Annotated in this window: 24 protein-coding genes and 1 other annotated feature; of the genes, 17 read left to right on the forward strand and 7 right to left on the reverse strand. The window is 41.4% G+C overall.

The genetic code is table 11. The annotated features are described in order from the left end of the window. The first annotated feature begins 74 nt into the window (after nucleotides 1–74). Genes ACTNDS_RS00320 through lanM form a run of 5 tightly spaced genes read left to right on the forward strand, consistent with a single transcriptional unit; the run spans nucleotide 75 to nucleotide 5,665 of the window. Nucleotides 75–656: a hypothetical protein gene (locus tag ACTNDS_RS00320; RefSeq protein WP_441032407.1), complete on the forward strand. Its 582-nt coding sequence runs from the start codon at nucleotides 75–77 to the stop codon at nucleotides 654–656. Next, nucleotides 653–1,360 carry a LytR/AlgR family response regulator transcription factor gene (locus ACTNDS_RS00325; RefSeq protein WP_441032410.1) on the forward strand — a complete coding sequence of 236 codons (708 nt, stop codon included), beginning with the start codon at nucleotides 653–655 and terminating at the stop codon, nucleotides 1,358–1,360. The genes ACTNDS_RS00320 and ACTNDS_RS00325 overlap by 4 nt, the downstream gene beginning before the upstream one ends. 4 nt (nucleotides 1,361–1,364) lie before the next feature. Then, complete coding sequence (locus ACTNDS_RS00330; protein WP_441032413.1) at nucleotides 1,365–2,837, forward strand: GHKL domain-containing protein; 1,473 nt, start codon at nucleotides 1,365–1,367, stop codon at nucleotides 2,835–2,837. Nucleotides 2,838–2,846: 9 nt separating this feature from the next. After that, a complete protein-coding gene (locus ACTNDS_RS00335; RefSeq protein ID WP_441032416.1) occupies nucleotides 2,847–2,978 on the forward strand; it encodes a hypothetical protein in 132 nt (43 codons plus the stop codon). Nucleotides 2,979–2,986: 8 nt separating this feature from the next. Then, on the forward strand, nucleotides 2,987–5,665 hold the full coding sequence (gene lanM, locus ACTNDS_RS00340) for a type 2 lanthipeptide synthetase LanM (protein ID WP_441032418.1): 2,679 nt from the start codon (nucleotides 2,987–2,989) through the stop codon (nucleotides 5,663–5,665). On the opposite strand, the gene ACTNDS_RS00345 is transcribed toward lanM, so the two are convergent. After that, entirely contained in the window at nucleotides 5,662–6,189 is a 528-nt protein-coding gene (locus tag ACTNDS_RS00345; RefSeq protein ID WP_441032422.1) for a sigma-70 family RNA polymerase sigma factor, read from the reverse strand. The genes lanM and ACTNDS_RS00345 overlap by 4 nt on opposite strands. A gap of 240 nt (nucleotides 6,190–6,429) precedes the next feature. Here ACTNDS_RS00345 and ACTNDS_RS00350 point away from each other — a divergent pair, with 240 nt between their 5' ends. The 12 genes from ACTNDS_RS00350 (at nucleotide 6,430) to ACTNDS_RS00405 (ending at nucleotide 21,544) form a co-directional block, all read left to right on the forward strand. Beyond that, nucleotides 6,430–6,672 carry a BhlA/UviB family holin-like peptide gene (locus ACTNDS_RS00350; protein ID WP_441032425.1) on the forward strand — a complete coding sequence of 81 codons (243 nt, stop codon included), beginning with the start codon at nucleotides 6,430–6,432 and terminating at the stop codon, nucleotides 6,670–6,672. A gap of 154 nt (nucleotides 6,673–6,826) precedes the next feature. Then, nucleotides 6,827–7,159 carry a hypothetical protein gene (locus ACTNDS_RS00355; RefSeq protein ID WP_441032428.1) on the forward strand — a complete coding sequence of 111 codons (333 nt, stop codon included), beginning with the start codon at nucleotides 6,827–6,829 and terminating at the stop codon, nucleotides 7,157–7,159. A 220-nt stretch (nucleotides 7,160–7,379) separates the two neighbouring features. Beyond that, nucleotides 7,380–9,041: a hypothetical protein gene (locus ACTNDS_RS00360; protein ID WP_441032431.1), complete on the forward strand. Its 1,662-nt coding sequence runs from the start codon at nucleotides 7,380–7,382 to the stop codon at nucleotides 9,039–9,041. 207 nt (nucleotides 9,042–9,248) lie between these two features. Next, nucleotides 9,249–11,672, forward strand: a complete 2,424-nt coding sequence (locus ACTNDS_RS00365) for a leucine-rich repeat protein (protein ID WP_441032434.1) — start codon at nucleotides 9,249–9,251, stop codon at nucleotides 11,670–11,672. Between the two features lie 179 nt (nucleotides 11,673–11,851). Beyond that, nucleotides 11,852–12,085, forward strand: a binding site (T-box leader). Between the two features lie 136 nt (nucleotides 12,086–12,221). Continuing rightward, nucleotides 12,222–14,876 (forward strand): valine--tRNA ligase, encoded by a 2,655-nt coding sequence (locus ACTNDS_RS00370; protein ID WP_019162520.1) that lies wholly within the window; start codon nucleotides 12,222–12,224, stop codon nucleotides 14,874–14,876. A gap of 12 nt (nucleotides 14,877–14,888) precedes the next feature. After that, nucleotides 14,889–16,952 (forward strand): sulfatase-like hydrolase/transferase, encoded by a 2,064-nt coding sequence (locus ACTNDS_RS00375; protein ID WP_441032438.1) that lies wholly within the window; start codon nucleotides 14,889–14,891, stop codon nucleotides 16,950–16,952. 182 nt (nucleotides 16,953–17,134) lie between these two features. After that, entirely contained in the window at nucleotides 17,135–18,433 is a 1,299-nt protein-coding gene (locus ACTNDS_RS00380) for a bifunctional folylpolyglutamate synthase/dihydrofolate synthase (RefSeq protein WP_173743562.1), read from the forward strand. Beyond that, nucleotides 18,430–18,582 (forward strand): hypothetical protein, encoded by a 153-nt coding sequence (locus ACTNDS_RS00385; RefSeq protein WP_441032441.1) that lies wholly within the window; start codon nucleotides 18,430–18,432, stop codon nucleotides 18,580–18,582. Before ACTNDS_RS00380 ends, ACTNDS_RS00385 begins: the two co-directional genes overlap by 4 nt. Before the next feature lie 10 nt (nucleotides 18,583–18,592). After that, the gene (locus ACTNDS_RS00390; protein ID WP_441032444.1) at nucleotides 18,593–19,939 is read left to right on the forward strand and encodes a tetratricopeptide repeat protein; all 1,347 of its coding nucleotides are present in this window, start codon (nucleotides 18,593–18,595) and stop codon (nucleotides 19,937–19,939) included. Nucleotides 19,940–20,063: 124 nt separating this feature from the next. Next, nucleotides 20,064–20,378: an STAS domain-containing protein gene (locus ACTNDS_RS00395; protein ID WP_173743560.1), complete on the forward strand. Its 315-nt coding sequence runs from the start codon at nucleotides 20,064–20,066 to the stop codon at nucleotides 20,376–20,378. A gap of 21 nt (nucleotides 20,379–20,399) precedes the next feature. Beyond that, entirely contained in the window at nucleotides 20,400–20,825 is a 426-nt protein-coding gene (spoIIAB, locus tag ACTNDS_RS00400) for an anti-sigma F factor (protein ID WP_019162514.1), read from the forward strand. Between the two features lie 2 nt (nucleotides 20,826–20,827). Beyond that, a complete protein-coding gene (locus ACTNDS_RS00405; RefSeq protein ID WP_441032448.1) occupies nucleotides 20,828–21,544 on the forward strand; it encodes a SigB/SigF/SigG family RNA polymerase sigma factor in 717 nt (238 codons plus the stop codon). A gap of 50 nt (nucleotides 21,545–21,594) precedes the next feature. Here the strand turns inward: ACTNDS_RS00405 and ACTNDS_RS00410 are convergent, their stop codons facing one another. From ACTNDS_RS00410 to ACTNDS_RS00435, 6 genes are all read right to left on the reverse strand, one after another. Continuing rightward, the gene (locus ACTNDS_RS00410; protein ID WP_433845309.1) at nucleotides 21,595–22,095 is read right to left on the reverse strand and encodes a QueT transporter family protein; all 501 of its coding nucleotides are present in this window, start codon (nucleotides 22,093–22,095) and stop codon (nucleotides 21,595–21,597) included. Nucleotides 22,096–22,210: 115 nt separating this feature from the next. Next, the gene (locus ACTNDS_RS00415; RefSeq protein WP_173743556.1) at nucleotides 22,211–22,843 is read right to left on the reverse strand and encodes a stage V sporulation protein AA; all 633 of its coding nucleotides are present in this window, start codon (nucleotides 22,841–22,843) and stop codon (nucleotides 22,211–22,213) included. A 5-nt stretch (nucleotides 22,844–22,848) separates the two neighbouring features. Beyond that, complete coding sequence (locus ACTNDS_RS00420) at nucleotides 22,849–23,205, reverse strand: SpoVA/SpoVAEb family sporulation membrane protein (protein ID WP_441032453.1); 357 nt, start codon at nucleotides 23,203–23,205, stop codon at nucleotides 22,849–22,851. Nucleotides 23,206–23,223: 18 nt separating this feature from the next. Beyond that, nucleotides 23,224–24,297 (reverse strand): stage V sporulation protein AD, encoded by a 1,074-nt coding sequence (locus ACTNDS_RS00425; RefSeq protein ID WP_433845307.1) that lies wholly within the window; start codon nucleotides 24,295–24,297, stop codon nucleotides 23,224–23,226. Then, nucleotides 24,294–24,752, reverse strand: a complete 459-nt coding sequence (locus ACTNDS_RS00430) for a SpoVA/SpoVAEb family sporulation membrane protein (RefSeq protein ID WP_441032455.1) — start codon at nucleotides 24,750–24,752, stop codon at nucleotides 24,294–24,296. The genes ACTNDS_RS00425 and ACTNDS_RS00430 overlap by 4 nt, the downstream gene beginning before the upstream one ends. A gap of 111 nt (nucleotides 24,753–24,863) precedes the next feature. Then, the gene (locus ACTNDS_RS00435; protein WP_441032458.1) at nucleotides 24,864–25,283 is read right to left on the reverse strand and encodes a stage V sporulation protein AB; all 420 of its coding nucleotides are present in this window, start codon (nucleotides 25,281–25,283) and stop codon (nucleotides 24,864–24,866) included. Nucleotides 25,284–25,312 lie beyond the last annotated feature (29 nt).

The following is a 25,312-nucleotide window of genomic DNA, read 5'->3' on the forward strand; positions in this document are numbered from 1 at the left end:
TGTATAAGGACATAAATGACATTCGACTTATCAAATATGACGTGTGACAAGGGGGGGGGGGAAAAGTGCTATATGTGGAGCAGACCAGTCATACTGATGAAATAAAAGATATCTACATTATGATGTTTACATTGCAGACATTGCAGAATTACGGGATTTCAGCCAGAGATACGATTGAGAGAAGCTTGGACAATCTTCTGTGTTGGTATCATGAATCCGGGGACAAAAAATATCTGGCATTGGCTTTGCAGCATATGCAGGCATATACAAACATGGGATTCGCAATAGATGGACAGAATCAGACGGTATGTGATATACTGCGAGAAACAGACAAAACAGTTTCTGATTTCTATCCAAGAGGAATTATGGCAGGGAAGAGAATCCGGCTGAATAAGACACAGGTCCGGAGCATGATCGGTAAGTGGAAACCATCCAGAGACAGTCCCATGACTATCGGAGAACTGGTAGATGATATTATCCGAAAGGTACGTGAGCATCAGACAGGCAGATATATCTATGAATATCATAGAACAGATATTTCCTCAGAGGCGGGAACGGAAATATATGAACTGGTTATAAATGATGGAGAGAGTTATTTCCATGATGTAAAGAGATTCAGATTTTATACGTTTATGGAGGAAATAATAAAGAAATGATAAAAATTGCAATACTGGATGATGAAGAAGAAGCTCTGGAGAAGGAAGAGCAGATTACAAGGCAGTATTTTCACAGTAAAAAGGTAGAGTGTGAGATAACCTTGTATCAGAGTTCAGAGTGGTTTCTGCTGGGACTGAAAGAAGAGAAATTTGACCTGTATATTCTGGATGCAGAAATGCCGGGAAAGAATGGAATCGAGGTTGCAAGAGAAATCCGGAAGCTGTATCCGGAGCCTATTATTATATATATTACCAATCATCTGAATTATGCTGTGGAAGCCTATGAGGTAAATACCTATCGCTATATTCCCAAAGATCAGCTCAAGGACAGGTTATACCTTACCTATGATGCTCTGCTTCCGGCACTTATGGCGAGAGAAGAAAAATACTATATTATTAAAAAACGGAGTGAAATTGAGAAGATTGCGTATTCTGACATTTTCTATGTGAAAAAAGAAGGAAAAAATGTTGTGTTTGTACATAGAAATGGGGAAACCGCTATCAGGGAAAGCCTGTCGACAATTGAAAAGGAACTGAATTCAAAAGATTTTATTATTGTGGACAGAGGATACCTGGCAAATATTAAGCATGTGATGAAGATGAAAAACCGTGACCTATATATACGGAATGGAGAAATTATTGCAGTTGGCAGAGAAAGATTCAAATATGTAAGAAAGGCAATATTAAATTACTGGGGGGTATAGATATATGTTGATGGTACTGCTGTACTTTATTGCAGTTATGCTTGAGACAGGAGTGGGAGTCTGGATATTTGGAAAAATGTTTCCGAAACGTAAAGAGTATTCTAAATATAGAATAGCTGAAAAAATTGTTTTCTTCTTTATTGTATTATTTACATATACAATGTTAAAAGGATATTTGGGGATAGAATCTAATATAAAATATTTTATTGTAATTTATATTATAGTAGTAAGTTTAGATTGCATTGTAATGAAAACTGATTTTATAAGTCGACATCGTGCGAAATATTTTGAGATAAAGGAAATTATGTTGTTTCTTTTGATTTCTGCTCTTCTTACTATTCAATATTGGAATTCATATTTGTCTGGGATGGAACTTTTAACAGGAAATTCATATATGCCATTTTTTTTATTAGCTTTTTATAATTGCAAATTTTTTCAGGCATATTTGTGGGAAGTTATATATTTAGTTAATATAGGATTTATGAAAATATTATATATACTTACAGCTGGTTTACTTACTCATCGAACAATGAGGGAGTATTTATACAGTGGAATTAATTTAACAAATTCATATCAGGGGGCACTATGGATTGTAATAATCAGCATTTTAATGTATGTATTGCAGAAAATACTAAATGTTGATGTTTGGATGGGAAAGCTACTAAAAAAGAATCTAAACATAATTTGGATAGTTTCTGTTATTGAATGTGGTATTCTATATTTGTTTTTCTATTTTTGCAATGGAATAATAGAAGAAAAGGCATTGATCATTGGTTTTATGGTTATTATAGCAATAATGCTGGTTTTAATGTTGATTGCGATTCATTATTATATAAAGAATATTGATACAGAAAAGAATCTTTTAGAAGTAAGAAATAATATGATGGCAAGTCAGTATCAGCAACTAAATGAACATTATCGTGAATATCGCTGCTTAGTACATGATGAAAAATATATGATAAATTTTATAGAAGAATCTTTGAAAAGTGGTGACTTAGAAGAAATTCAGCAATTGTTGTGCAGGTGTAAGGAAAAATTTGTGAGAAAAGATTATTGGACAGGTATTTCCATTGTTGATCGTGCGATTACAATGGAAAAAAGAAAAATGGATGAACTAGATATAGATTTTTGCTTAAATGCTGAGGTTATGGATATTATTGTGGATGATATGGATTTCATTATTCTGTTTGAAAATTTGATTAATAATGCGATTGAAGCTGCTTCAAAATGTAAAGAGAAGCGAAAAATTGAATTAACGATGAAGAATGTGAATGATACGCTAATATTCAAGCTGTGGAATTCTAATAGCAAATTACCAAATAAAAAGGGAAAAAAGTTTCTGACGGATAAAATGGACACAGTTGGGCATGGATGGGGGATAGAGAGCGTGAAGCACATTGTTGAAAAATATAATGGAAGCGTACATTTTAGTTATGATGAAAGTTTTTTTGATGTATTGATTATTATAGAAAGATAAAGAGATAAGATGATGGAAAAGCAAGTAATTGGAAGCATTGAGAGTGAATTAGAAGAAATAGAGAAAATGGATGAACCAAATGATAAGACGGAAGGAATGTATTCATTGGGTGGTTCATGGAACAGTGTATTTTGCTGTTAAAGAATATAATGAATAGTTATTCAAAATGGATATTTATCCGTATTCATATTTATGATATTTTCATAGCTAAAAAAGAAGGAAGAATTAAAGTAAAATGTGAAAAAAAAGAACACTATTATAAGACACAATATCTTTATAATAAAGAATATTATGAAAAAATGTTTGAAAAATATCCTGAATTATATAGACTATATAAACTTCAATATCGTATGTTGATGTGGGAAAATAAGATAATTAAGAGCAACTATGAGAAAGATAAAAAGATTATAAATTTAATTTGGTTTACAATTTTAAGCACAAATATTAAACAAGTTGAAATATGCAAAGGTGACTGGCATAAAGGAACAGGTAGTGTTTCGAAAGTTAATTTGAATTCTGGGAGTATATATTATAAAACTTATTGCCTGGAAAGGAATATACAGTACCAAAAAATATATGGATATTTATGCGAAAGAAAGGGGATACACAATAAAAAAATAAAATATTTATCCCGGTCCAATTATGGCTGGGAAGAAAATATTGAAAATGAATCATGCAAAACAAGGGAGGAGATAAAACGATATTATTATAGGATGGGAATCCATCTGTTTCTGGCATATTCGCTGGGGGCAACAGACCTTCATGGAGAGAATATTATTGCTCATGGAGAGTATCCTGTGATTATAGATATGGAAACCTATCCCGGATTTATTCCACATTTTGATAGAAGTAGTACGAAAGATAAAGCAGAAACCAGTCTTAGAGAGAAAATTGTAACTTCAGTAATGCGAACAGGTATGCTCCCGGTTCTCACCTGGGGCAGAGGAAACAACAGAGTACTTATAAGTGCCATGAATATGAACGGGAAAATACGGACGCCCTTTAAAGTACCTGTGGTAAAGGATGATAAAACCTCAAATATTCATATAGAATATGAGCAGGTGGAATTTGAAATGGAGGAGTGTATTGTCAGATTAAATGGAGAGGCGGTGAATTCAGCAGAGTATACAGAATATCTGGTTCAGGGATTTCGGGCAGCTTATCTGGAAATGATGAAGGATGAGAAAATAAAAGCCATGTTGGAGAAATTCTATTATGGTAAGTCTCGGGTAGTTCTGCGGCATACCCAGCAATATTATATGTATCTGTTTGCATCCTTTCATCCGGATTATATGGAAAGCAGGGAACAGCGTAAGAAACTGCTTCAGGTTATGCACAAAGATGGAGAAACTCAGCTTCAGCAGGAACTCAGGGATTATGAAATCGAAAGTTTGTTAGAACTGAATATTCCTTATTTTGAGATTGATGCGCACAGTACATCCATATTTGATGGGGATGGTGTGGAACATACCGGCTATCTGCCTTGTACACCCTATGAATCTTGGATAGAGCATATGAAACAGATAAGCATTGAGGATATGGAGAGACAGTGTGATTATATTCGTTTGTCCATGGGACTACTTAATAAAGGATATATTGGAAATCCAGGAAAAGAGCAGAAGCATGAAACCATAGATGACATATCACTGGGAAGAGAAATAGAAGTCCAGATTCAAAAGATTGTTAACTGGCTGATTAGAAATGCGGTTATCGAGGATGAGGATATCAGCTGGGCCGCCCTGCATTTCTGGGAGAATGGTTATTGGAGTCTGGAACCCTGTGGAATGTATATTTATGATGGAATTGCAGGAATCACTATATTTCTGGCAAAGTATATACAGATCTATGGGGGAGACAATTGTAAAATCAGCCGAATATATGAATTGACGCTGAACAAAATGAAAAAGTATACAGAGAGGCGGTATCAAGAAATAAAGGCAGAGAAAATTGGACGTACCGGGTTATATGATGGAGAAAGCTCTGTGATATATTGCTATTTGTTGCTGTATGAGATTACAGGAAATCAGGAATGGATTTCCTGGGCCAGGAAGCATTTTGAGGTGGTTCTGAGATTTCTCTCAGAAGATAAATTTATGGATCTTCTAAGCGGAAATGCAGGTGCAATTATAGTGTCTGTAAGGCTTTATGAAATAACAGGTGAAGAGAAATACCTTGAATATGCAGTTGATATAGAAAGCGGGCTGTGGGCAAAAGGCCAGGAGACAGGTTCTGGGTATGGATGGAAACCTGAGAATCTGGAAGTCCCACTTGCAGGGATGGCTCATGGAAACAGTGGATTTCTTATGGCATATGCTGATCTTTATAAAATAACAAAGAAACCGGATTATCTGGACAAAATTCATAGATTGCTGGCATATGAGGATGCACTTTATTCAGAGGAGAAGAAAAACTGGCTGGATATGAGGGAATCTTCCGGTGAACGCATTATGAATGGCTGGTGTCATGGGGCACCGGGAATCTTACTTGTACGGTTAAAACTGGTGGATATGCTTCCAGCAGATGAACAGGTGAATAAAGATATTAAACGTGCTGCACAAGCATTATTTTACCAGAAAACAGATTCAAAGATATGTTTGTGCCATGGAATGGCAGGAAACCTGTTGATCATGCAGAGATATCTGCAGAAATATCCGGACAGAAAGCTGAATGTAGAATATAAAAAAGAAATAGTGCGTTTGACAGGATATCTAAAGGATGAGCAAAGTTTGTTGGTAACAGAACGGTTGAATCCGGCACTGATGAATGGGATAACCGGAGTGGGAATGTTCTTTTTGTTGTCTCAAAATAGTGACGGAGAGTTTTATTAATTCGGATGTTCTGTAACATATTGCAGCAGAAGTTTCTTTTTTCTGCGATTGATGTACTGACGAGATACGCTTAGAATCCTGGCAATTTCAGAGTCCGTTTTATTTTGGTAGAAATATAGGAAGAGGATTTTGTAATCCATGCTTTCTTTTGGATAAGAATGGATATATGCAGCAACATCTGTGTATGTATCATCAAAAAAATCGGGCGATTTTAGGGTGTCGGTGTAGTCAGATATATTTTCTCTGGGCGGTTGAGAAAGATAGTAGTGACAAAGGGAGCGATAACGATTTTCTACCGCAGTTTTCATATATGTTACGCATTCTCCTTCTGAGAAGTTGGGATTCAGATAAGGAAGAGATTTCAGCAGTGCCAGATATAGTTCTTGTGAAGCGTCCTCGTATTCCATACAATGGATTCTGGAGGAATAACTTCTGATAAGTGGTTCCATACGTTTCAGAATGGCTTCAGAGGAATTGGGTTCTCCGTCTTGGTAATCGTGGATTAGTTGTAATAATGATTTCATTGTGCTACCTCCTTTTTAGGGGAAGTAGTGGAAAGAAATGAAATCAGAAACCTGAAAAGAGAAAAAAGTGTTTGCCAATGAAGTGAACAGTAATATGTATTGTAGAAAAACTGAGAGAAAGTGAAGCAGGTCTGGATAAATCGGATTTTAAAGGGTACCAAGTTGACAGACAGAAAATTCTCCTGTCCTTATAGACTGAATCCCGGGATTCAAAAAAGAGGAAGGGAGGAATGGAAAGTTATGGAGTCAACGGTTATGGAAACAGCGGTATCCCAGGGAATCTGGGCTGTGTTGGCGGTTTTTTTGCTGATTTATATAGTGAAATCGAATGAAAAGCGTGATGCCAAACAGGAAGAGCGTGAGAAAAATTATCAGACAGTAATCGAAAGACTCACAGAAAAGTTCCAGCTTCTGACCCAGGTGCAGAGTGATCTGAAGGAGATTAAGAACAATCTGCTGGGGAAAAATGAACAATCAGATTAAATAAGAGTTACATGAATGAAAAAAGTCTCTCAGTCGCAAAAGGGCAGGGAGACTTTTTTCATTTTGGTTTACAGATGCGGATAAGGAATACTCCTTATGATATAGAATTTGCAAATTCTAAAATAATATATCTATATTTCAGGAGGAAACCAAAATGTCAGGTACAATGTCAGAAAAAGAGTTACGAATTAATTGTGGAAGTAAACTATGTGCGCAGGTTCCGGATGAAAAAAATGCATCTGCGTATAATAATGCGGCAGCAATGGCAATTGTAGGAAATACTATGTATTGGGTAAAAACACATAAGCGGGTAAACTCTCAGAATGTGTATAAGAGCACTGTATATAAGGCTGCTGATTTTACAGGTACTGCAAAAGTCAGCAGGGTTGTCGTGAAAGTGATTGATTATTTTGTATATGGAATGACCTACATATATCAACGCGGCAATATCATTAAAGAGTGTTATATTAAATTTCATCGGGCATAAGGAAATAAAGTGTTTTGGGCAAGAGAGTATTATGCAAGGAAAAAAGGACTCGCGAAGTACAGCCTTATAGTCGGGCTGGTACACTTGTGACACCTCTTTTGGGGTAAATAGTAACAGAGCTCCCTTGTAAAGGCAAAATTAAACCACCAGTTGAAATGGCCATGATGATTTAGATTTAAAGCAATGGATGGACATTGCTCGCATATATGGAGGTATAATTATGGCAGGAACATTATCAGAGAGAGAATTACGTATCAGTTGTAGCTCAACACTTGCAGCAGAAGTTGATAATCCATCTTCAGGATTTTCAAATGCTGCTGCTATGGCAAGAATAGGAAATACTATGTATTTCGCTAAAGTGAGTAGCAATAACAAGAGTAAGATATTAAAATCTACCGATTTTAAATCAGGTAAGATCACTTCATCTTCTGTTTTTGCGACTCTCGATTATTTTGTCTATGGCATGACAGCCAAAAATCAGATTCTTTACTTAACGTGTAAAGACAGCAGTAATATTCCGTATCTGCTTAAATTAGGGGTGGACGGTACTCTTTTGGGAAGTGTCAGACTTGCAAAGACTTACGTGGGAATTGCAAGTTACAGAACGGATGAATTTATCCTGATGGAATATCTTAACAAAAAAAATCCGTCAGAATTTAATTTAGTGATCGGTTCAATGGAAGATTTGGATGTAAATGTAAATCAGGGAATACATTTCCGAGTTGTGGCCAATGAAGCTGCAGAATATACAAAGGCGAATGGAATTTATTATGACAGGAACTATGGATTATTTATTCTGACGAACCATTATATAAGTGATTACAGTTCTTGTAAAAACCGGATTCTGTTAGTGAAAGCGGCAACATACGCAGAAGGAGGAACTTATCAGCCATATGCTGTTTTTCAGGCAGATATGGATAACAAGAAGTATAAACAGTTCAATTTTGAAGGGATTACTTTATACAATAATAATATGTATGTTTATGCCAATGTGCTTGGGCTTACGGACGCAGGTCTGAAAGATCGTGTTATATATCAGCCGGGAATCACATTCGGAAAATGGCATGCCGATCTTAATCAGGTTGGGAACGGTTATTTTACCTTTAATGGCTCAGTTAAAAATGGTGTAGCAATTCCGTCAACCAGCGTTAATGGTGTTCCTGTCCCAAATGTTCAAAGTATGGCTATGGACGCAAATGATGTAGCTTATTGCTTGAAATGCGATAAAGGCAATGTATATGCAACAATGCATAAGACATCAGCACCAGAAAGCATTGTGCCTAATGTAATTGCAACATTTGGTGAAATAGAAAGCACCAGACTTTACCATTGTAACGGAATGACATATAACCCAGACGATAATAATTTGTATGTTGCTTACTATGCATTTGGTTCAGGGGGACCAGGCTATGTGGCAATTTTGACGACTGATGGCAATGAAATCAAGCGATTACGGATACCGAGTAAACAGTATGGAATTGCCTATTATGGTAATAATGCAGGGGGAGCGGAGTTTATTTTGATGAATAGACGTGGTGAATCCACTTCTGATATTAGCTTTAATAAGGCTGTTTATGATGGGGAAAACATGACAGTAGATGAATCGTTTTTTGTTGATGTTAATGCAGACAACACTAAAATTACACTTCAAGATGTATATTATCATAAACTTTATGGTATGTTTATACCGGTACATGATAATACTAAATCAACGAATAATAATTGTATCATATATCATGTTGCGAAGGAAGATATTGAAAGAGTAATGGAAGGTTCTACTGAAAGAACCTTGACACCGGATTTTGCAATTGCAATTACATTAGATAACTATTATAGTTATGAAGTGGAGTCAATGGATATTAATAAAAAGACAAAAAAATGACTATGTGTAGTAATTTGCATCTTGTTAATGGAGATTCCGGTCAGGATATGTATCATTTATTGAATACTTTAACATTTATTTGAGTTAAAGAATAAAATTAAAGACTCTTCCACTATCCTTATGGATAGTGGAGAATCTTTTTTGAAACAAATTAGTGGTGATTAAATGGAACATAAATAGAGAACTATCAGGAGGTAAAATATTCTTATGAAAAAGTTAAAAGAAATTATGGTGGCGGCTATTGCTGCTGCAATGGTGATTTCGGTACCTGTTTATGCATCTGAAAATGACAAGTTTTCAGACGGCGGAATTGCTGAACAGATGGAAGTGTTTCCGGCAGGTGAATTAACAGGGGATGCTTTTGATGACGGAACAGAAATTGTTTCTGAGATGCCGGATGTGTCCTCAGAAACCGCTGCTTTTGCAGAAACAGAACTGTCTTCTGATCAGTTTGTGTCCGAAGGTGTGATATATTGTAAAGATACCGGAAGGGACACTTGTAGGATTGTAGGTTATACAGATGATGTGCCGGAGAATCTTATTCTGAAAGAAAATGTTAGTGACGGTGTAAACGAATTATTTGTATACTCGATTGCAGATAAGGCATTTGAAAATTGCACAAAGTTGAAAAAAGTATCTGTTGAATCGGCATTCTTCGAGGTGGGCAAGAATATCTTTGACGGCTGTGATGGTCTTACTGTGGAATGTTATGAAGGAACCTACATTTATAAAGCGCTTCAAGCCAAAAACAATATTACATTGATTGGAAAAGAACGTCCTCAAAAGGTAGAGATTGATAATGTTTCGTATTGGGACGCTAGTAGCAGTCATTATGTTGCCTGGGCTTTGGAAGGGAACATTTCTATAGAAAAGGGCATATATGGTTCACCTGTAATAGGACTTGATGGAATAGATGAAAAAGTTGAGACAATAGAATTTCCTGACACACTTAAATATATAGGGGATTCCGAAAATTGTATATTTCGCAGTTCCATGATCCGTGAGATTATAATACCGGATTATATTACTGATATTGCTGGAAAATATATTGCAGACGACTGTGAATATCTAGAATATGTACATACAGGAAATGGATATCTTAGAATAGGGTGCAGTGAATTCAGTAATTGTCCAAACTTAAAAACAGTAGAAATAGGAACAAGTGTTGAGTCAATTGGAGACGGTGCATTTAAAAACTGTTATAGTCTAAAAGAACTTTATATTCCTTCAAATGTACAGGAAATATCAGCAACAGCATTTTGGGGAATTGAAGACAGCATAACTATTATCGGAGAGTCAGGCTCATATGCAGAAGCTTATGCCAACTCAATGGGGATTAAGTTCCGGAGTAATGGAAAATCAGTGAAAATGCCGTCCATAGTTTTTTTAAACGAACCATCTGTATCTGGAAATACAATCTGTGCATCTGTTGCCGGAGAAAATTCAGAAGTCGTGGAATATAAATATGGATTGTATTATGCTGTGGAATATGAAGCGGATGAACCGGATATGTGGCTTAAGAAAGATCTGGTATTAACAGAGGAAACAATTACACGCAGATTCGAAGATAAAAGCAAAACTGTAACATTTCCATATGTACAAGGAGACAGGGAATATTATGTCAGGGTATGCGGAAAAGAAAAAAATGGAAAATATACCCTGTGGAGTCCTCCTAAGAAAGTAACTGTCAAAGTAAACACACCTAAACCGCCGGAAGTTGAAGGAATTACAGTAAATGGTTCAACTGTAACAGTAACGCTGAAAAACAGAGATGAATATGCGGACGCATATAATTATGTACTTGGAATAAATCCTAAGAAATCTTTGGCATATTCCGAGGTATACGGACTCTCCCCGAAGGTTTACCAAACTGTTCCCAGCGAAAAAAAATACGTCCTTAAGGATCAAAACACTACAAAGGTTAGTTTTAAAAACGTAAAGAAAGGTACTTATTATTTAAGCGTACGTGGCTATGCAAAGGATGGAAAAACAAAGGCTTACAGTCTTCCGTCCAAGATACAGAAGGTAAATGTTTTCTATCCTGCTGCAGTAACAGGTGTAAAGGTAACGGGCAGGGCAGATCATTCTCTTACTTGCAGTTGGACTCCGGTTAAGTTGTCTCCTGACGGATACATTGTTTATGTTCAGGACAGCAATACAGGCAAAAATGTTAAGCGTATATCCGTTAAAAATACTTCTGCTTCCGTAACTATTAAAGGACTGGAAGCAGGTCAGAGTTATAAAATAGTTGTTCGAGCCTATAATAAAGTAAATGGTAAGAATTACTATTCCTCTTATGACAAAAGCCAGATTATAGCTTTTACCGCTCCCAAAACTCCTTCCCTGAAAGCACAGGCTGTATCAGGCCATAAAGTAAAACTCACCTGGAAACCAATACCTGCAGCTTATCAGAATGGAAAATGTGAATATGTTATCTATTACCGAAATGCCAAAGATAAAAGTTATCAGCGATTAACTAATCTTTCCGATACCAAAGGAAGCTATACTACGAAAGCATTAAAGAAAAACAACACTTACTACTTCCGTATGCGCAGTAGTATCTGTGGCGAAAATGGTAACCACTCCACAACAGGCACATACTCCAACACAGTTAAGGTAACCGTTAAATAAGACGTTAATTTGCGGGCATAACACTTAAGCACATTCAGAAAGGAAAATATTATCTGCATTGCCGGGGATATAAGAAAAAAGCTAATGAAGTCCTGATCAGCAGTGATGCCTGATAAATTTGTGAAATCCGGAGAAACATTCTTGACAAGAAAGCCTTTTTTCATTATAGTAGAATCCAGAAAAAGGCTGTGAAAAAGAGGAGTAGGCGGTAATGCCCCACAGAGAGGGAAGCTTATAAGCTGGAAGGTTTCCCGGGAACAGAAGCGCTGAAGGTAGCTTTGGAGCCGGAAGGCTGAAGTGAGTGGTATGACAGTGTTAAGGTTCATATACGCCCATGGTAGGCTTTCACGTATCCCGCGTTAAGGGAATGAGAGATAAACTAAGGTGGTACCGCGATCTATGTCGCCCTTTGCACGCATAATGTGTGCAGAGGGCTTTTTTAATCGAACAGGCTCATTTAATAATGATAGAGCTGTGGGCTGCTTTATAGCGGAGCAATCCGTAGATACTTTAAATTACAGATAGAAGATATCATATCAGGAGGACATTATGAGCAAAGAACTTGCAAAAACTTACGATCCTAAGGGAATCGAAGAGCGTCTTTACACAAAATGGATGGACAATGGATATTTCCATGCAAAAGTAAATCCGGACAAGAAACCGTTTACTATTGTTATGCCGCCGCCAAACGTAACCGGACAGCTTCACATGGGACATGCACTGGATGAAACTATGCAGGATATCCTGATCCGTTTCAAGAGAATGCAGGGCTATGAAGCATTATGGCAGCCGGGAACTGACCATGCAGCTATCGCTACAGAGGTTAAGGTTATCGACAAGCTGAAAAAAGAAGGTATCGACAAACACGATATCGGCCGTGAGGAATTCTTAAAACATGCGTGGGCATGGAAAGAGGAGTACGGCGGAAAGATCATTAATCAGTTAAAGAAATTGGGTGCTTCCGCAGACTGGGAGAGAGAACGTTTCACAATGGATGAGGGATGTTCCAAAGCAGTACAGGAAGTATTTATCAAATTATATGAAAAAGGCTATATCTACAAAGGTTCCAGAATCATTAACTGGTGTCCTGTATGCCAGACTTCCATCTCTGATGCAGAGGTTGAGCATGAGGATCAGGACGGATTTTTCTGGCACATCAATTACCCGATCGTAGGGGAAGAGGGACGTTTCGTAGAGATCGCAACTACACGTCCGGAAACTCTGCTGGGTGATACTGCTGTTGCCGTAAACCCGGAAGATGAGCGTTACAAAGATCTTATCGGCAAGATGCTGAAGCTTCCGCTCACAGACAGAGAAATCCCGGTAATCGCTGATGAATATGTAGACAAGGAATTCGGAACAGGATGTGTAAAGATCACACCTGCTCATGACCCTAATGACTTCGAGGTTGGACGCCGTCACAATCTGGAAGAAATCAATATTATGAATGACGATGCGACCATCAACGAACTTGGCGGAAAATACGCCGGTATGGACCGTTATGAAGCACGTAAGGCAATGGTAGCAGATCTGGAAGAGCTTGGACTTCTGGTAAAAGTAGTTCCTCACAACCACAGCGTTGGAACCCATGACCGCTGCGGTACAACTGTAGAGCCTATGATCAAACCACAGTGGTTTGTAAAGATGGACGAGATGGCAAAGGCAGCGATCAAAGCTCTGGATGACGGAGATCTGAAATTCGTTCCGTCCCGTTTTGACAAGACATATCTGCACTGGCTTGAGAATATCCGTGACTGGTGTATTTCCAGACAGTTATGGTGGGGACATAGAATCCCGGCTTATTACTGTGATGAGTGCGGCGAAGTAGTAGTTGCCAGAGAAATGCCAGAGAAATGCCCGAAATGCGGATGCACACATCTTCATCAGGATGAGGATACGCTGGATACCTGGTTTAGTTCTGCATTATGGCCATTCTCCACACTTGGCTGGCCGGAGAAAACACCGGAGCTGGAATACTTCTATCCCACAGATGTACTGGTTACAGGATATGACATTATCTTCTTCTGGGTTATCCGTATGGTATTCTCTGCTCTGGAGCAGACAGGAGAAGTTCCGTTCCACCATGTACTGATCCATGGTCTGGTACGTGACTCCCAGGGACGTAAGATGAGTAAGTCTCTTGGAAATGGTATCGACCCTCTGGAAGTTATTGATAAATACGGCGCAGATGCACTTCGTCTTACTCTGATGACAGGTAATGCACCTGGAAATGATATGCGTTTCTACTGGGAAAAGGTAGAATCAAGCCGTAACTTTGCAAACAAGATCTGGAATGCTTCCCGTTTCATTATGATGAATCTGGAAGGCAAGACAGTGACAGAGCCGGAGAACTTAAATGATCTCTGTGCAGAGGATAAATGGATTCTGTCTCACTTAAATACAGTGATCCGCGAAGCTACAGAGAACATGGAAAAATATGAGCTTGGCATTGCAGTACAGAAGGTTTATGACTTCCTGTGGGATGAGCTTTGCGACTGGTATATTGAGATGGCAAAGGTTCGTCTGTGGAAGGCAGAGGAAGATCCGAAGGCTGCAAATGATGCACTGTGGACATTAAGAACAGCATTGACAGAAGGTCTGAAGCTTCTTCATCCATATATGCCGTTTATCACAGAGGAAATCTACTGCACACTTCTTCCGGAAGAAGAGTCTATCATGATCTCCGAATGGCCTGTATACAGAGAAGAGAGAAACTTCCCGGATGCTGAGAAAGCAATCGAGGGCTTCAAAGAGGTTGTAAGAGGTATCCGTAATACCAGAACAGAGATGAACGTTCCAAACAATCGCAAGACAAGCCTGCATATTGTGGCAAAGGATGCTGATACAGCAGCAATGTATGAAAACAGCAAGAAATCCTTTGTAAATCTTGCATTTGCAAAAGAGATCCTGGTACAGACAGACAAGAATGGAATCAGCGAGGATGCAGTTTCCGTAGTTGTTTCCAATGCGGTTGTATATATGCCGTTGGAAGACCTGATTGACAAGGACAAAGAGATTGAGCGTCTTACAAAAGAAACAGAACGTCTCACAAAAGAGATTGCAAGATGCGAAGGTATGCTGAATAATCCAAACTTCGTAAACAAGGCACCTGCTGCCAAGGTGGATGCGGAGAAGGACAAGCTTGCAAAATACAAAGAAATGATGGATAAGGTTAAAGGACAGTTAGAGCAGTTACAGAAATAAGGGAGTGCTTAGATGAAATTATACAGGATTTGTAATAAAATTTCCCTTCTTTTGCATGCACTGGCAAGTGCTGTGGGATATTTTATTATGGAAGCAATTTGTCGTCACTCGTTCGTAGAAGCATGGAATTATATGACACAGAAGCCTTTGGTTTTTGCCTATAATACCGCATTTATTTTTACCTCGTCACTGATTGTTTATCTGTTTCACAGAAGGGTGTTCTGGAGAGTACTGGTTACGCTGTTCTGGCTGATACTGGCTATTATCAACGGTGTTCTCCTGCTGAACCGTGTTACACCCTTTACCGGACCGGACCTGCATCTGATTACAGATGCTTTGAAGATTGCCAACAAATACCTGCCTGCTGCAGGTGTTGTGGCAGTCGGCATCCTGTTCGGGATCTTTGTTATTTTACTGTTGATTCTTTTTATCAAAGGACCGAAGTATCAAAACAAGATAAAGTACCGTTATAATATTCCTCTGGTCCTTGTGGCTGCAGCTCTTTTTGCAGGAAGCACACAGCTGGCACTGGAGAAGAGGGTGCTTTCCAACTATTTTGGAAACATTGCCTTTGCATATGAGGATTATGGATATCCCTACTGTCTGGCAACTACGATCTTTAACACAGGAATCAGTTGTCCCAGGGATTATTCTGAGTATGAGATCAAACGGATCGAGAAAACAGAGAAGAACCTGCTGGAGACTCAGGAAGAGAAAAAACCGAATATTCTTTTCCTCCAGCTGGAATCCTTCTTTGATCCTACCCTGGTGAAGTATCTGGATATTTCTGAGGATCCGATCCCTACCTTCCGGAAACTGATGGAGGACTATTCTTCCGGATATTATAAGGTTCCTTCTGTAGGAGCAGGAACTGCAAATACAGAGTTTGAATCCATCACCGGTATGAGCATGCATTATTTTGGCCCCGGTGAATATCCCTATAAGAGTATCCTGAGAGAGACAACCTGCGAGAGTGCCCCTTATGTACTGAAGAATCTGGGGTATAGCACCCATGCAGTACACAATAATGAGGCAAACTTCTATGGCAGAAGGTCTATTTTCCCAAATCTGGGCTTTGACACCTTTACTTCCGAGGAGTATATGGCGCGGGAAAATGAGAAAAACCCTAATGGGTGGGTGAAGGATGCAGTTCTTACAGATGAAATCCTGAAATGCCTGGATTCCACAGAAGGACCGGATTATGTGTATACGATTTCCGTTCAGGGCCATGGTGCTTATCCGGATGAGCAGATTCTGGAGGACCCGGAGATCACGGTTTCCGGTGCGCCTACGGAAGAGGAAAATAATAAGTGGGAATACTATGTGAATGAAATCCATGAGATGGATAATTTTGTAAAGGATCTCACAGACAAGCTGGCTGATTATCCGGAGGATGTGGTTCTGGTTATGTATGGGGACCATCTGCCTACTATGGGACTGACTGTGGAGGATCTGGATAATAAATATCTGTTCCAGACAGAATATGTAATGTGGGATAATTTTGGCCTGAAGAAGAAAAAAGAAAATCTGGCTGCCTACCAGATGGCTGCAGAGGTCATGGACCGGGTTGGCATCCATGAGGGAACCATTTTCCGCTATCATCAGGCAAGAAGAAATACAAAGAATTATCAGGTGGATCTGGAAACCTTGCAGTACGACCTGCTTTATGGAAAGAGATATTCTTACGGGGAGACCGGAGAAAGCCCTTATCTGCGCACCAAAATGCGGATGGGTATTTATGATACCACTCTGGATTCCATCCGGTGTATTTCGGATACTGATTATACCTATTATATCAAGGGAACAGAGTTTACTCCTTCCAGTGAGGTTAAGCTGAACGGAGAGTGGTATGATACGGTTTATCTGAACCCCACCACACTGATGATCACAGGAACCCAGCTTAATGATTTTGACAGGCTGGCGGTGATCCAGCGAAGCAACAGTTCTACCAGAAAGCCGTTGAGTAAGAGCTATGACCGGTCCTGTTATGCTCTGTATGCACAGAATCCATGGAAGCTGGATACAGAATCTGATACGGACAGTGCAGATACAGAGATTTCTGATACAGACAGCTAAACTTTAAAATCAGAGTTACTGTTTACAGATTTTGTCGGATAAAATATTACGATTGGTACTGGACATATTCCATCACTATTATATAATGTTAGAGTAACTAATTGGTATAAGCCACAGGAAAAAGTCTGTTGTGGATTATACGAAAGATAACTAAACATTATATAATAAGTGGTGGATTTTTTATGACATACGAAGAAGCGGTTGCTTATATTGATGAAACTCCCAAATTTACAAAGAAAAACAGTCTGGAGCATACGAAGGAATGCCTGAGGAGACTTGGCAGTCCACAGGACAAATTTAAGGTGATCCATGTGGCAGGAACCAATGGAAAGGGAAGTACCTGTGCTTTTCTTACTTCCATCCTCAGAGAGGCCGGATATTCCTGCGGTCTGTTTACCTCTCCCCATCTGGTGGAGATCAATGAACGTTTTCAGATCAATGAGGTGAATATTGATAATGATACATTTCTGAAGGCCTTTCATAAGGTGAAGGCACTGGCAGATGAACTGGTGGCAGAGGGAAGCTATCATCCTACCTATTTTGAGATGCTGTTTCTCATGGGAATGCTGATCTTTGCAGAAGCCGGTGTGGATTACGTAACACTGGAGACTGGGCTTGGTGGAAGACTGGATGCTACCACTGCTGTGGAGAATCCGGTGGCCTGTGTGATCACCTCTATCAGTCTGGATCATATGCAGTATCTGGGAGATACTGTGGCAAAGATCGCAGGAGAGAAGGCCGGGATCATTGTGCCGGGAGTGCCGGTGATTTTTGACGGGAATGCTCCTGATGCAGCGGAAGTGATCAGAGAGACTGCCAGGAAGCTGGGAAGTCCCTGGTATGAGGTAAAGAGGGAAGATACGGAAATTATGAGAAATACTTCTGCAGGCATTGATTTTTCATTCCGAAATGATTATTATGGGGATACGGTCTTTTCCATCCCGTTTATTGCAAGGTATCAGGTGATGAACAGTGCCCTGGCCCTGAAAACCATGGAGGTTCTGAGAAAAGAAATTCCTGTTTCCATGGATAGGCTGCAGGAGGGAATCAAAAGGACCCGCTGGCAGGGACGTATGGAGACAGTTCTGCCGGGCGTGATCGTAGATGGTGCCCACAATGAGGACGGTGTGGAGAAATTTGTGGAGACTGCAGAGCATTTTCAGCAGGAATATCCTCTGACACTGCTTTTTTCCGCAGTAGATGATAAGGATTACCGGGATATGATACAAACGATCTGTGACAGGATTCACTTTGAGCATGTGGTAGTGACTTCAGTGGGAGGCTACCGCCAGGTGCCTGCAGAGGATTTTGCCCGGTTGTTTGAGAACGCAGGCTGTGACTGTGTGGAGGCTGTTCCTGATCTGGAGGAGGCTTTTGCGAAAGCACTGCAGCTACGTGGAGAGAAGGGCATGTTGTTCTGTGTAGGTTCTCTGTACCTGGTGGGCGAGATTAAAGATGTGATCAGGAGAAATAAAAAATGATAGATTATGAAGAGGAACTTAAGAAATTTGAGCCCTGTCTGGATGTGACAGATGCTGAGGGTGCCATATATGACAGAGAACTGACGGATATCCTGGATGTACTTCAGGAAGTCCTGAGGGAAGCGAAAAGCGGCAGAAGGGTGAAATAAGGAGAAACAGATGAACTGTATGAATTGTGGTGCGTTCCTGACAGACAGGGACCTGGATTACTGTCCGCACTGCGGATGTAATGTACTGATCCAGAAAAAGGCGGATTATCTTTCCAGGCAGTATTATAACCTGGGCCTGGAGAAAGCCAGTGTCCGTGATCTGTCAGGGGCGATCAGCTGTCTGAAGCAGAGCCTGATTTACAGTAAGTACAATATTCAGGCAAGGAATCTGCTGGGACTGGTATATTTTGAGACAGGTGAGGTGGTAGCTGCCCTCAGTGAGTGGGTGATCAGCAAGAATCTGCAGCCCAGCCGTAATCTGGCTTCGGAATATATTAATAAGCTTCAGGCTAATTCCAATAAGCTTGAGGTGATCAATGAGACAATACGAAAATATAATGAGGCCCTGAATCTGTGCAGAGAGGGCCATGAGGATATGGCAGCCATACGGCTGAAGAAGATACTTTCCCAGAATCCAAAGCTGATCAAGGGATATCATTTGCTTGCCCTGATCAGAATCAAGGAAGGAGAATACAACAAAGCCAGAAGAACCCTGAAGAAGGCAGCCAGGATCGATCAGACGAATACAACGACCCTGCGCTTCCTGAAAGAAATTGAGGAACAGACAGGAGTTTCCACAAAGCTTGGACGTCAGAATAAGGGACTTTTCAGGAATGGGGATGAGACTGGCAGTGAGAAAGCAGGAATGGGACCGGAGATGATGGTCCAGGCACCTGCTTACAGGGAACGATCCAGAGTTTCTTTGTTTTTTACTCTGGTGGCTGGTTTTGCAGCTGGTCTGCTGGCCTTTTATCTGCTGGTTGTACCGGCCATCAGGCAGAGGATTTACAGAGAAGCCAATCAGCAGATCGTCAGTTACAGTGATGCAGTATCCAGCCAGGGAGCAGAGCTTACAAAAGCACAGAGCCAGGTGAAAGAGTCAGATGATACGGTGGAGGCAGCTTCCGCCCAGATCGCACAGGAGCAGAAAAAGAGCAGCACCTATCAGGCCCTTCTGGAAGCCTATGCTGCCTATAAGCAGCAAAATATGGATGAGGCTGCCCTGAAGCTTCAGAATGTATATGTAAATGTACTGCCGGATGATCTGAAGAGTATTTACAATACCATCAGTAATGATACCGGTGTGACAGGTATTGATGAAAGTGCAGACGGATCTGAGAGCAGCAGTGCTGCAGGACAGGCAGATTCCTCCGGGGATAATGCTGACAGTGCAGGAGATACAGGAGCAGAGGATTCCGGTGAGGGTTATTCAGACAGTGGAGATGGTTCTTATGACGACAGTTCTTATGATGACAGCTCCTATGATGAAGGGAATTATGATGATTCCGAGTATTAAATGAATCTGATACATGAATTGGAAAATAACGGATCATTGCGAAAATACAAAAGAGATACACATAGAAATATGGGTGTCTCTTTTTTTCGTGATCTTATCCGTTGGACAGAAACAGGGGGATTATATGAAGAACAGATTTGAAATTCAGGGAAATTGTCTGACCGTTTACCTGCCCAGAGAAGTGGACCACCCGGCAGCAGATGAGATCCGGCGGGAATCAGACAATATATTGCGTAAAAATTATATACGGACCATGGTATTTGATTTTTCGGAGACAATGTTTATGGACAGCTCAGGAATCGGCATGATCATGGGGAGATACCGGGCTATGGGGATGAGGGGAAACTGTATCCGGGTAACCGGGGTCAGTGTTTATATTGAGAAGCTTTTGCATTTATCCGGGGTGTATAAATTTGTGGAAATCTGCAGGGAAGCCTGAAAAGGGGGAAAGGAGTTTATTATGGAAAATACCAATGAAATGGAACTTATATTTGACAGTTCGCCTGTGAACGAGGGATTGGCCAGGGTAACAGTGGCGGCTTTCTGTACACAGCTGAATCCTACTTTGGAGGAGGTGGCGGATCTGAAAACCGCTGTTTCCGAAGCTGTGACCAACTGCATCATTCATGCCTATGAAGGAAAGGTATGTAAGATCAGACTGACCTGCAGGCTGGCAGAAAAAGCACTCTGGGTGGATGTGGAGGATCAGGGAGTGGGAATTTCAGATATTCGCCAGGCTATGGAACCGCTTTTTACCACAAAGCCGGAGAAGGACCGTTCAGGAATGGGTTTTACTTTTATGGAGGCGTTTATGGACGAGGTCAAGGTGGAATCTCAGGTAGGTAAGGGTACCATTGTCCATATGAAAAAAGTGATCGGGAGGTAGAAATGGATCATACTCTTGCTCTGATCAAAAGGTCACACCAGGGAGATAAAGAGGCAAGAGATACCTTGTTCAGAGAAAATACCGGACTGATATACAGTACAGTGAAGAGATTTCAGGGAAGAGGGGTGGAGAGGGAGGATTTGTTTCAGATCGGAAGCATCGGACTTCTGAAAGCAGTTGATCACTTTGATATTTCCTTTGAGGTGAAATTTTCCACCTATGCAGTTCCCATGATCATCGGAGAAATCAAACGTTACCTTAGGGATGACGGTATCCTGAAGGTAAGCCGTAGTCTTAAGGAAAACTGTGTGAGGATCTGCCGAAGCAGAGAAGAGCTGGAGAAAAGGCTGGGAAGGGAGCCAGGGGTGGCTGAAATTGCTGCTGCACTGGAGCTTCCTGTAGAGACTGTGGTGATTTCCATGGAGGCTGCAGCAGAGGTGGATTCTCTTCAGAAAATTATCTGCCAGGGTGAGGGAAGTGATATCTCCCTGCTGGACAGGCTGCCGGAGAAGGTGAACGGACAGGAGCAGGCTTTGAACAGGATTTTCTTGGATGAAATGTTGGGAAAATTAGAAGCCCAGGAAAGACAGCTTATTTATATGCGATATTATAGGGATATGACGCAGACGGAGATTGGGGAGAAGATGGGGATTTCCCAGGTGCAGGTGTCCAGAATGGAAAAGAGGATCCTTCAAAAGCTGAAAAAGGAATATGGGTAAAAATAAGGAGCTGGGACACTGGTGGTTCAGTGTTTCAGCTCCTTGTGTGTTTATAAGGCAGATTTCTGTGATCTGAAAATAATGCCTTTATATTTGAGCAGTGCAGTCTGAAGGATCAGGCCTATAACTGCGCAGGATACTACCTCTCCGATACCTACTGTGAGGATCATCAGAGGAATTGGCAGGTTTACACCGTATCCGAATCGAAGTACGAAGGGTACGATAATGGAATTGGCTGCGATAGGCGGGATCGGTGCAAGAAAACGGCTGCAGTTACGAAGCTTGTAGGTGAAAACTGCGCCTATCAGGGTGGCAATACTTCCGAAGAGGATATCTACAGGAATTGCACCTCCGAAAAGATTGGCAATGATACAGCCTACAAACAGTCCCGGTATAGCTGCCGGTGTGAAATAAGGCAGGATAGTCAGGGCCTCTGAGAAACGGATCTGAACTTCTCCGTAGCTTAAGGGTGCGAACAGTAAAGTCAGAACTACATAGATGGCTCCGATGGCAGCTGCCTCTGCCAGAAAGATAGTACTTTTGTTTTTCATATGATATTGTCTCCTTTAGTATTTTTTTTACGAGTGGAAGGTCTCGAACACTCGGTTTACCGGATCAGCAGGACCTTATTGAATATTGCATATAAATCCGGCGCCTGCCAGTATATCACTTATTTGGCAGCGGGTCAATATTTTTTCTACGGTCTGCTTCTTCTATAATGGTAGTGTTTACATTATCTTCATAGAGGCGCATCTGTATCTGCATGGGAGTGGGATCAGCAGTAAGTTTCCTATGTCCGAAATGATTAAAGAAAAACAGAACTCCCAGTCCGATACCAATGGAGTAGGTAATCTCAAGGATTGTAAAATGATCAGAAATCCTGCCGGTGACCTGGGTATAGATGGAGGCAAAGAGTTTTCCTACATCTACGTCGTTGTTGAAGGTCATAATGGAAAAGGCAGCGCCGAAAAATGTGGAGAGACCTACGAACAGGATTTTGATCCATTCCCACAAAAGTCCGGGTCCGGGTTTGTTTTTGTATGTGATGATAAAAGTAGGTTCTCCTATAGGCGTGATCTCCAGATCCGGTTCTTTTTGCTGGATTTTGGAGATCAGATCCATAACAGAAAGCACATAGCGTCCCGGTTTGTCAGGAGGAAGATTTACCACAGGCATGACACGGAGTCGATTCAGAAGTTTGCTGTTGCTGCAGGACAGACTGGCAATGTCCTGCAGATAGATGTGGGGGTGCAGGGTCTGGATGTTTTTGTCCAGAAGCAGATAGAGGGTATCACTCATAGCAATTATCCTTTCATTTGGGGCTTGAAAATAAGACTGGCCAGATATGAAAAAATCAGTGCTGCGGAAACTCCTACAGCGCAGGCTTTGAACCCTCCGGTAAAAAGGCCGAGAAATCCTTGACTGTCAATGGCTTCCCGGGTTCCCTTCCATAGTACATTTCCAAATCCAAGGAGAGGGACAGAGGCACCTGCACCTGCAAATTCTACGAAAGGCTGGTAGATGCCCACAGCGCTTAAAAGTGCACCGGAGCAGACGAGAAGGACCATGACCCGTCCTGGCATAAGTTTGGTTTTGTCTAACAGGATCTGGACCAGGGCACAGATCAGACCTCCTGTCCAGAATGCATGAAAATATTCCAAAATAGGAACCTCCTTTTATTATGAAGTGATTTCGTATTTTTCAATTACTACTGCATGGGCGATGCCGGGGATGGTGTCACCTTCGTTGAAGCTGACCTTGGAAAGAAGGGCTCCGGTAGGGACGAAAAGAATCCGTTTCCATTTTCCGGCAAGAAGCCCTGGCAGGATATAGCTGCTCAAAACAGAGGCTGCACAGCCGCAGCCGCTTCCGCCGGAGTGGGTGTCCTGTTTTTGGGAGTCATAGATCAGGATACCGCAGTCCTGGTGGCAGGAACAGATATCATAGCCTTTTTGATATAGCAGATCTATCAGGATTTTCTGCCCTACTGCACCCAGGTCACCGGTAAAGATGGCGTCATAGTCTGCTGGTGTCCGGTGGAAATCCAGAAAGTTCTGATGGATCGTGTCACAGGCAGCGGGAGCCATACAGCCGCCCATGTTCATGGAATCTTTTAGTCCATAATCCACCAGTCTGCCGGTTGTCAGGCCGGTAATGGCAATGCAGCTGTGTCCGCAGCGCAGAGGACGGGATTTTCCGGATGCAGGGAGAGGAGGCTGGCTGCCAAGTACACAGGCACCGGCACCGGTAACTGTCCAGGTAGCAGATAAGGGCCTTTGATTTCCGTAGCCCAGGGGAAAACGGAATTCTTTTTCCGCACTGCAAAAGTGGCTGGAGGTTGCGCACAGGATATGTTCTCCGTATCCGGCAGCAATGCAGAGGGCGGACAGGGAGAGGGCTTCTCCCATGGTAGAGCAGGCGCTGAACAGTCCGTAGAAGGGAATCCCCATACCTGCAGCACCGAAGGAAGAGGCTGCTGTCTGTGCCAGCAGGTCACCTGCAAAAAGCAGACGAATGTCTGCGGGCTTCAGGCCTGCTTTTCCCATGGCCAGTGTGGCTGCCTCTTTCTGCATAGTGCTTTCTGCTGCTTCCCAGGTGGAAGCACCGAACATGGGATCCGGACAGATCATATCAAAGCAGGAGCCCAGGGGACCGTCTCCTTCTTTCTGTCCGGTTACAGAGGCACAGCTCTGGATAAACACAGGTTCTTGAAAGGAAATGCTGGAAGCTCCACAGGTGTATTGTTTTGTCATGAAAGTACCCCCGTTATTTTCAGAAGATAGTAGATAAGGCCCAGAAACCAGGAACTCAGGATTCCGTACAGGATCACAGGCCCGGCAATGGTAAATATTTTACAGCCGATTCCGAATACATGGCCTTCCACCTTGTATTCAATAGCTGAGGCTGCAACAGAATTGGCGAAGCCGGTGATGGGAACAAGGCTTCCGGCACCTGCAAACCTGCCGATTTTGGAATAAAGATTCAGGCCTGTAAGCAGGACACTGATCAGTATCAGGATCAGGGAACACCAGGAGGCAGCAGATTCCCTGTCCAGTCCCAGGCTGTATGCGTAATGCAGGATCAGCTGTCCAAACATGCAGATGAGGCCGCCTGTGAGGAAGGCTTTCAGCATATTTAGGCCCAGGCTGTGGGTGGGAGTTATCTGCTTTACATATTTTTCATATTGTTGTTGTTTTTCAGAAGTCATAGACATTCTCCCTTCTGTTTTTCTTTAGTATGTGAAAAAAGAGCAGAGAATATACTTCTTATTTTGACTTTTTGGGGGATTCTATTTATAATGGTGCTATTGTTGACCAAATCAGGGCAGCCATCTGTTGAAATAGTAAATCAGGGAGCCTGTGGCTTTTCCAAGGGCAATACAGAGGATTACAATGGAGAGCCCTTTTTGGAAACGGATCCTTCGGGTGAAGATTGGAAAAACATCTGCCATTTCTGCCAGGGCCATGATCCATCCGCCCAGGAAAATTCCGGAAAAAATTCCGTACAGCATGAGAAAAGGAGATCCCATAGGAAGCTTCCACTGAAAAAGATAAAACAGATTTCCGGTGACAGTACCCAGGAGTGCCAGGTCTTCATATAAGAGAATATGGTCTGCAGTCCGGGTGATCCCTGCATAGCGGGGAACAATGGAAAGCCCCATAAGAAGTCCGGTGATTCCGCCGGCTATGATTACACCGGAGCAGAGCCCTACAAAGCCGAGAAAAATATACTGAAACATAAATACCTCCGAAAAAATGGATATGGTAA

It is taken from the genome of Blautia sp. HCP3S3_C12 (assembly GCF_052064155.1).
Classification (GTDB): Bacteria; Bacillota; Clostridia; order Lachnospirales; family Lachnospiraceae; genus Blautia_A.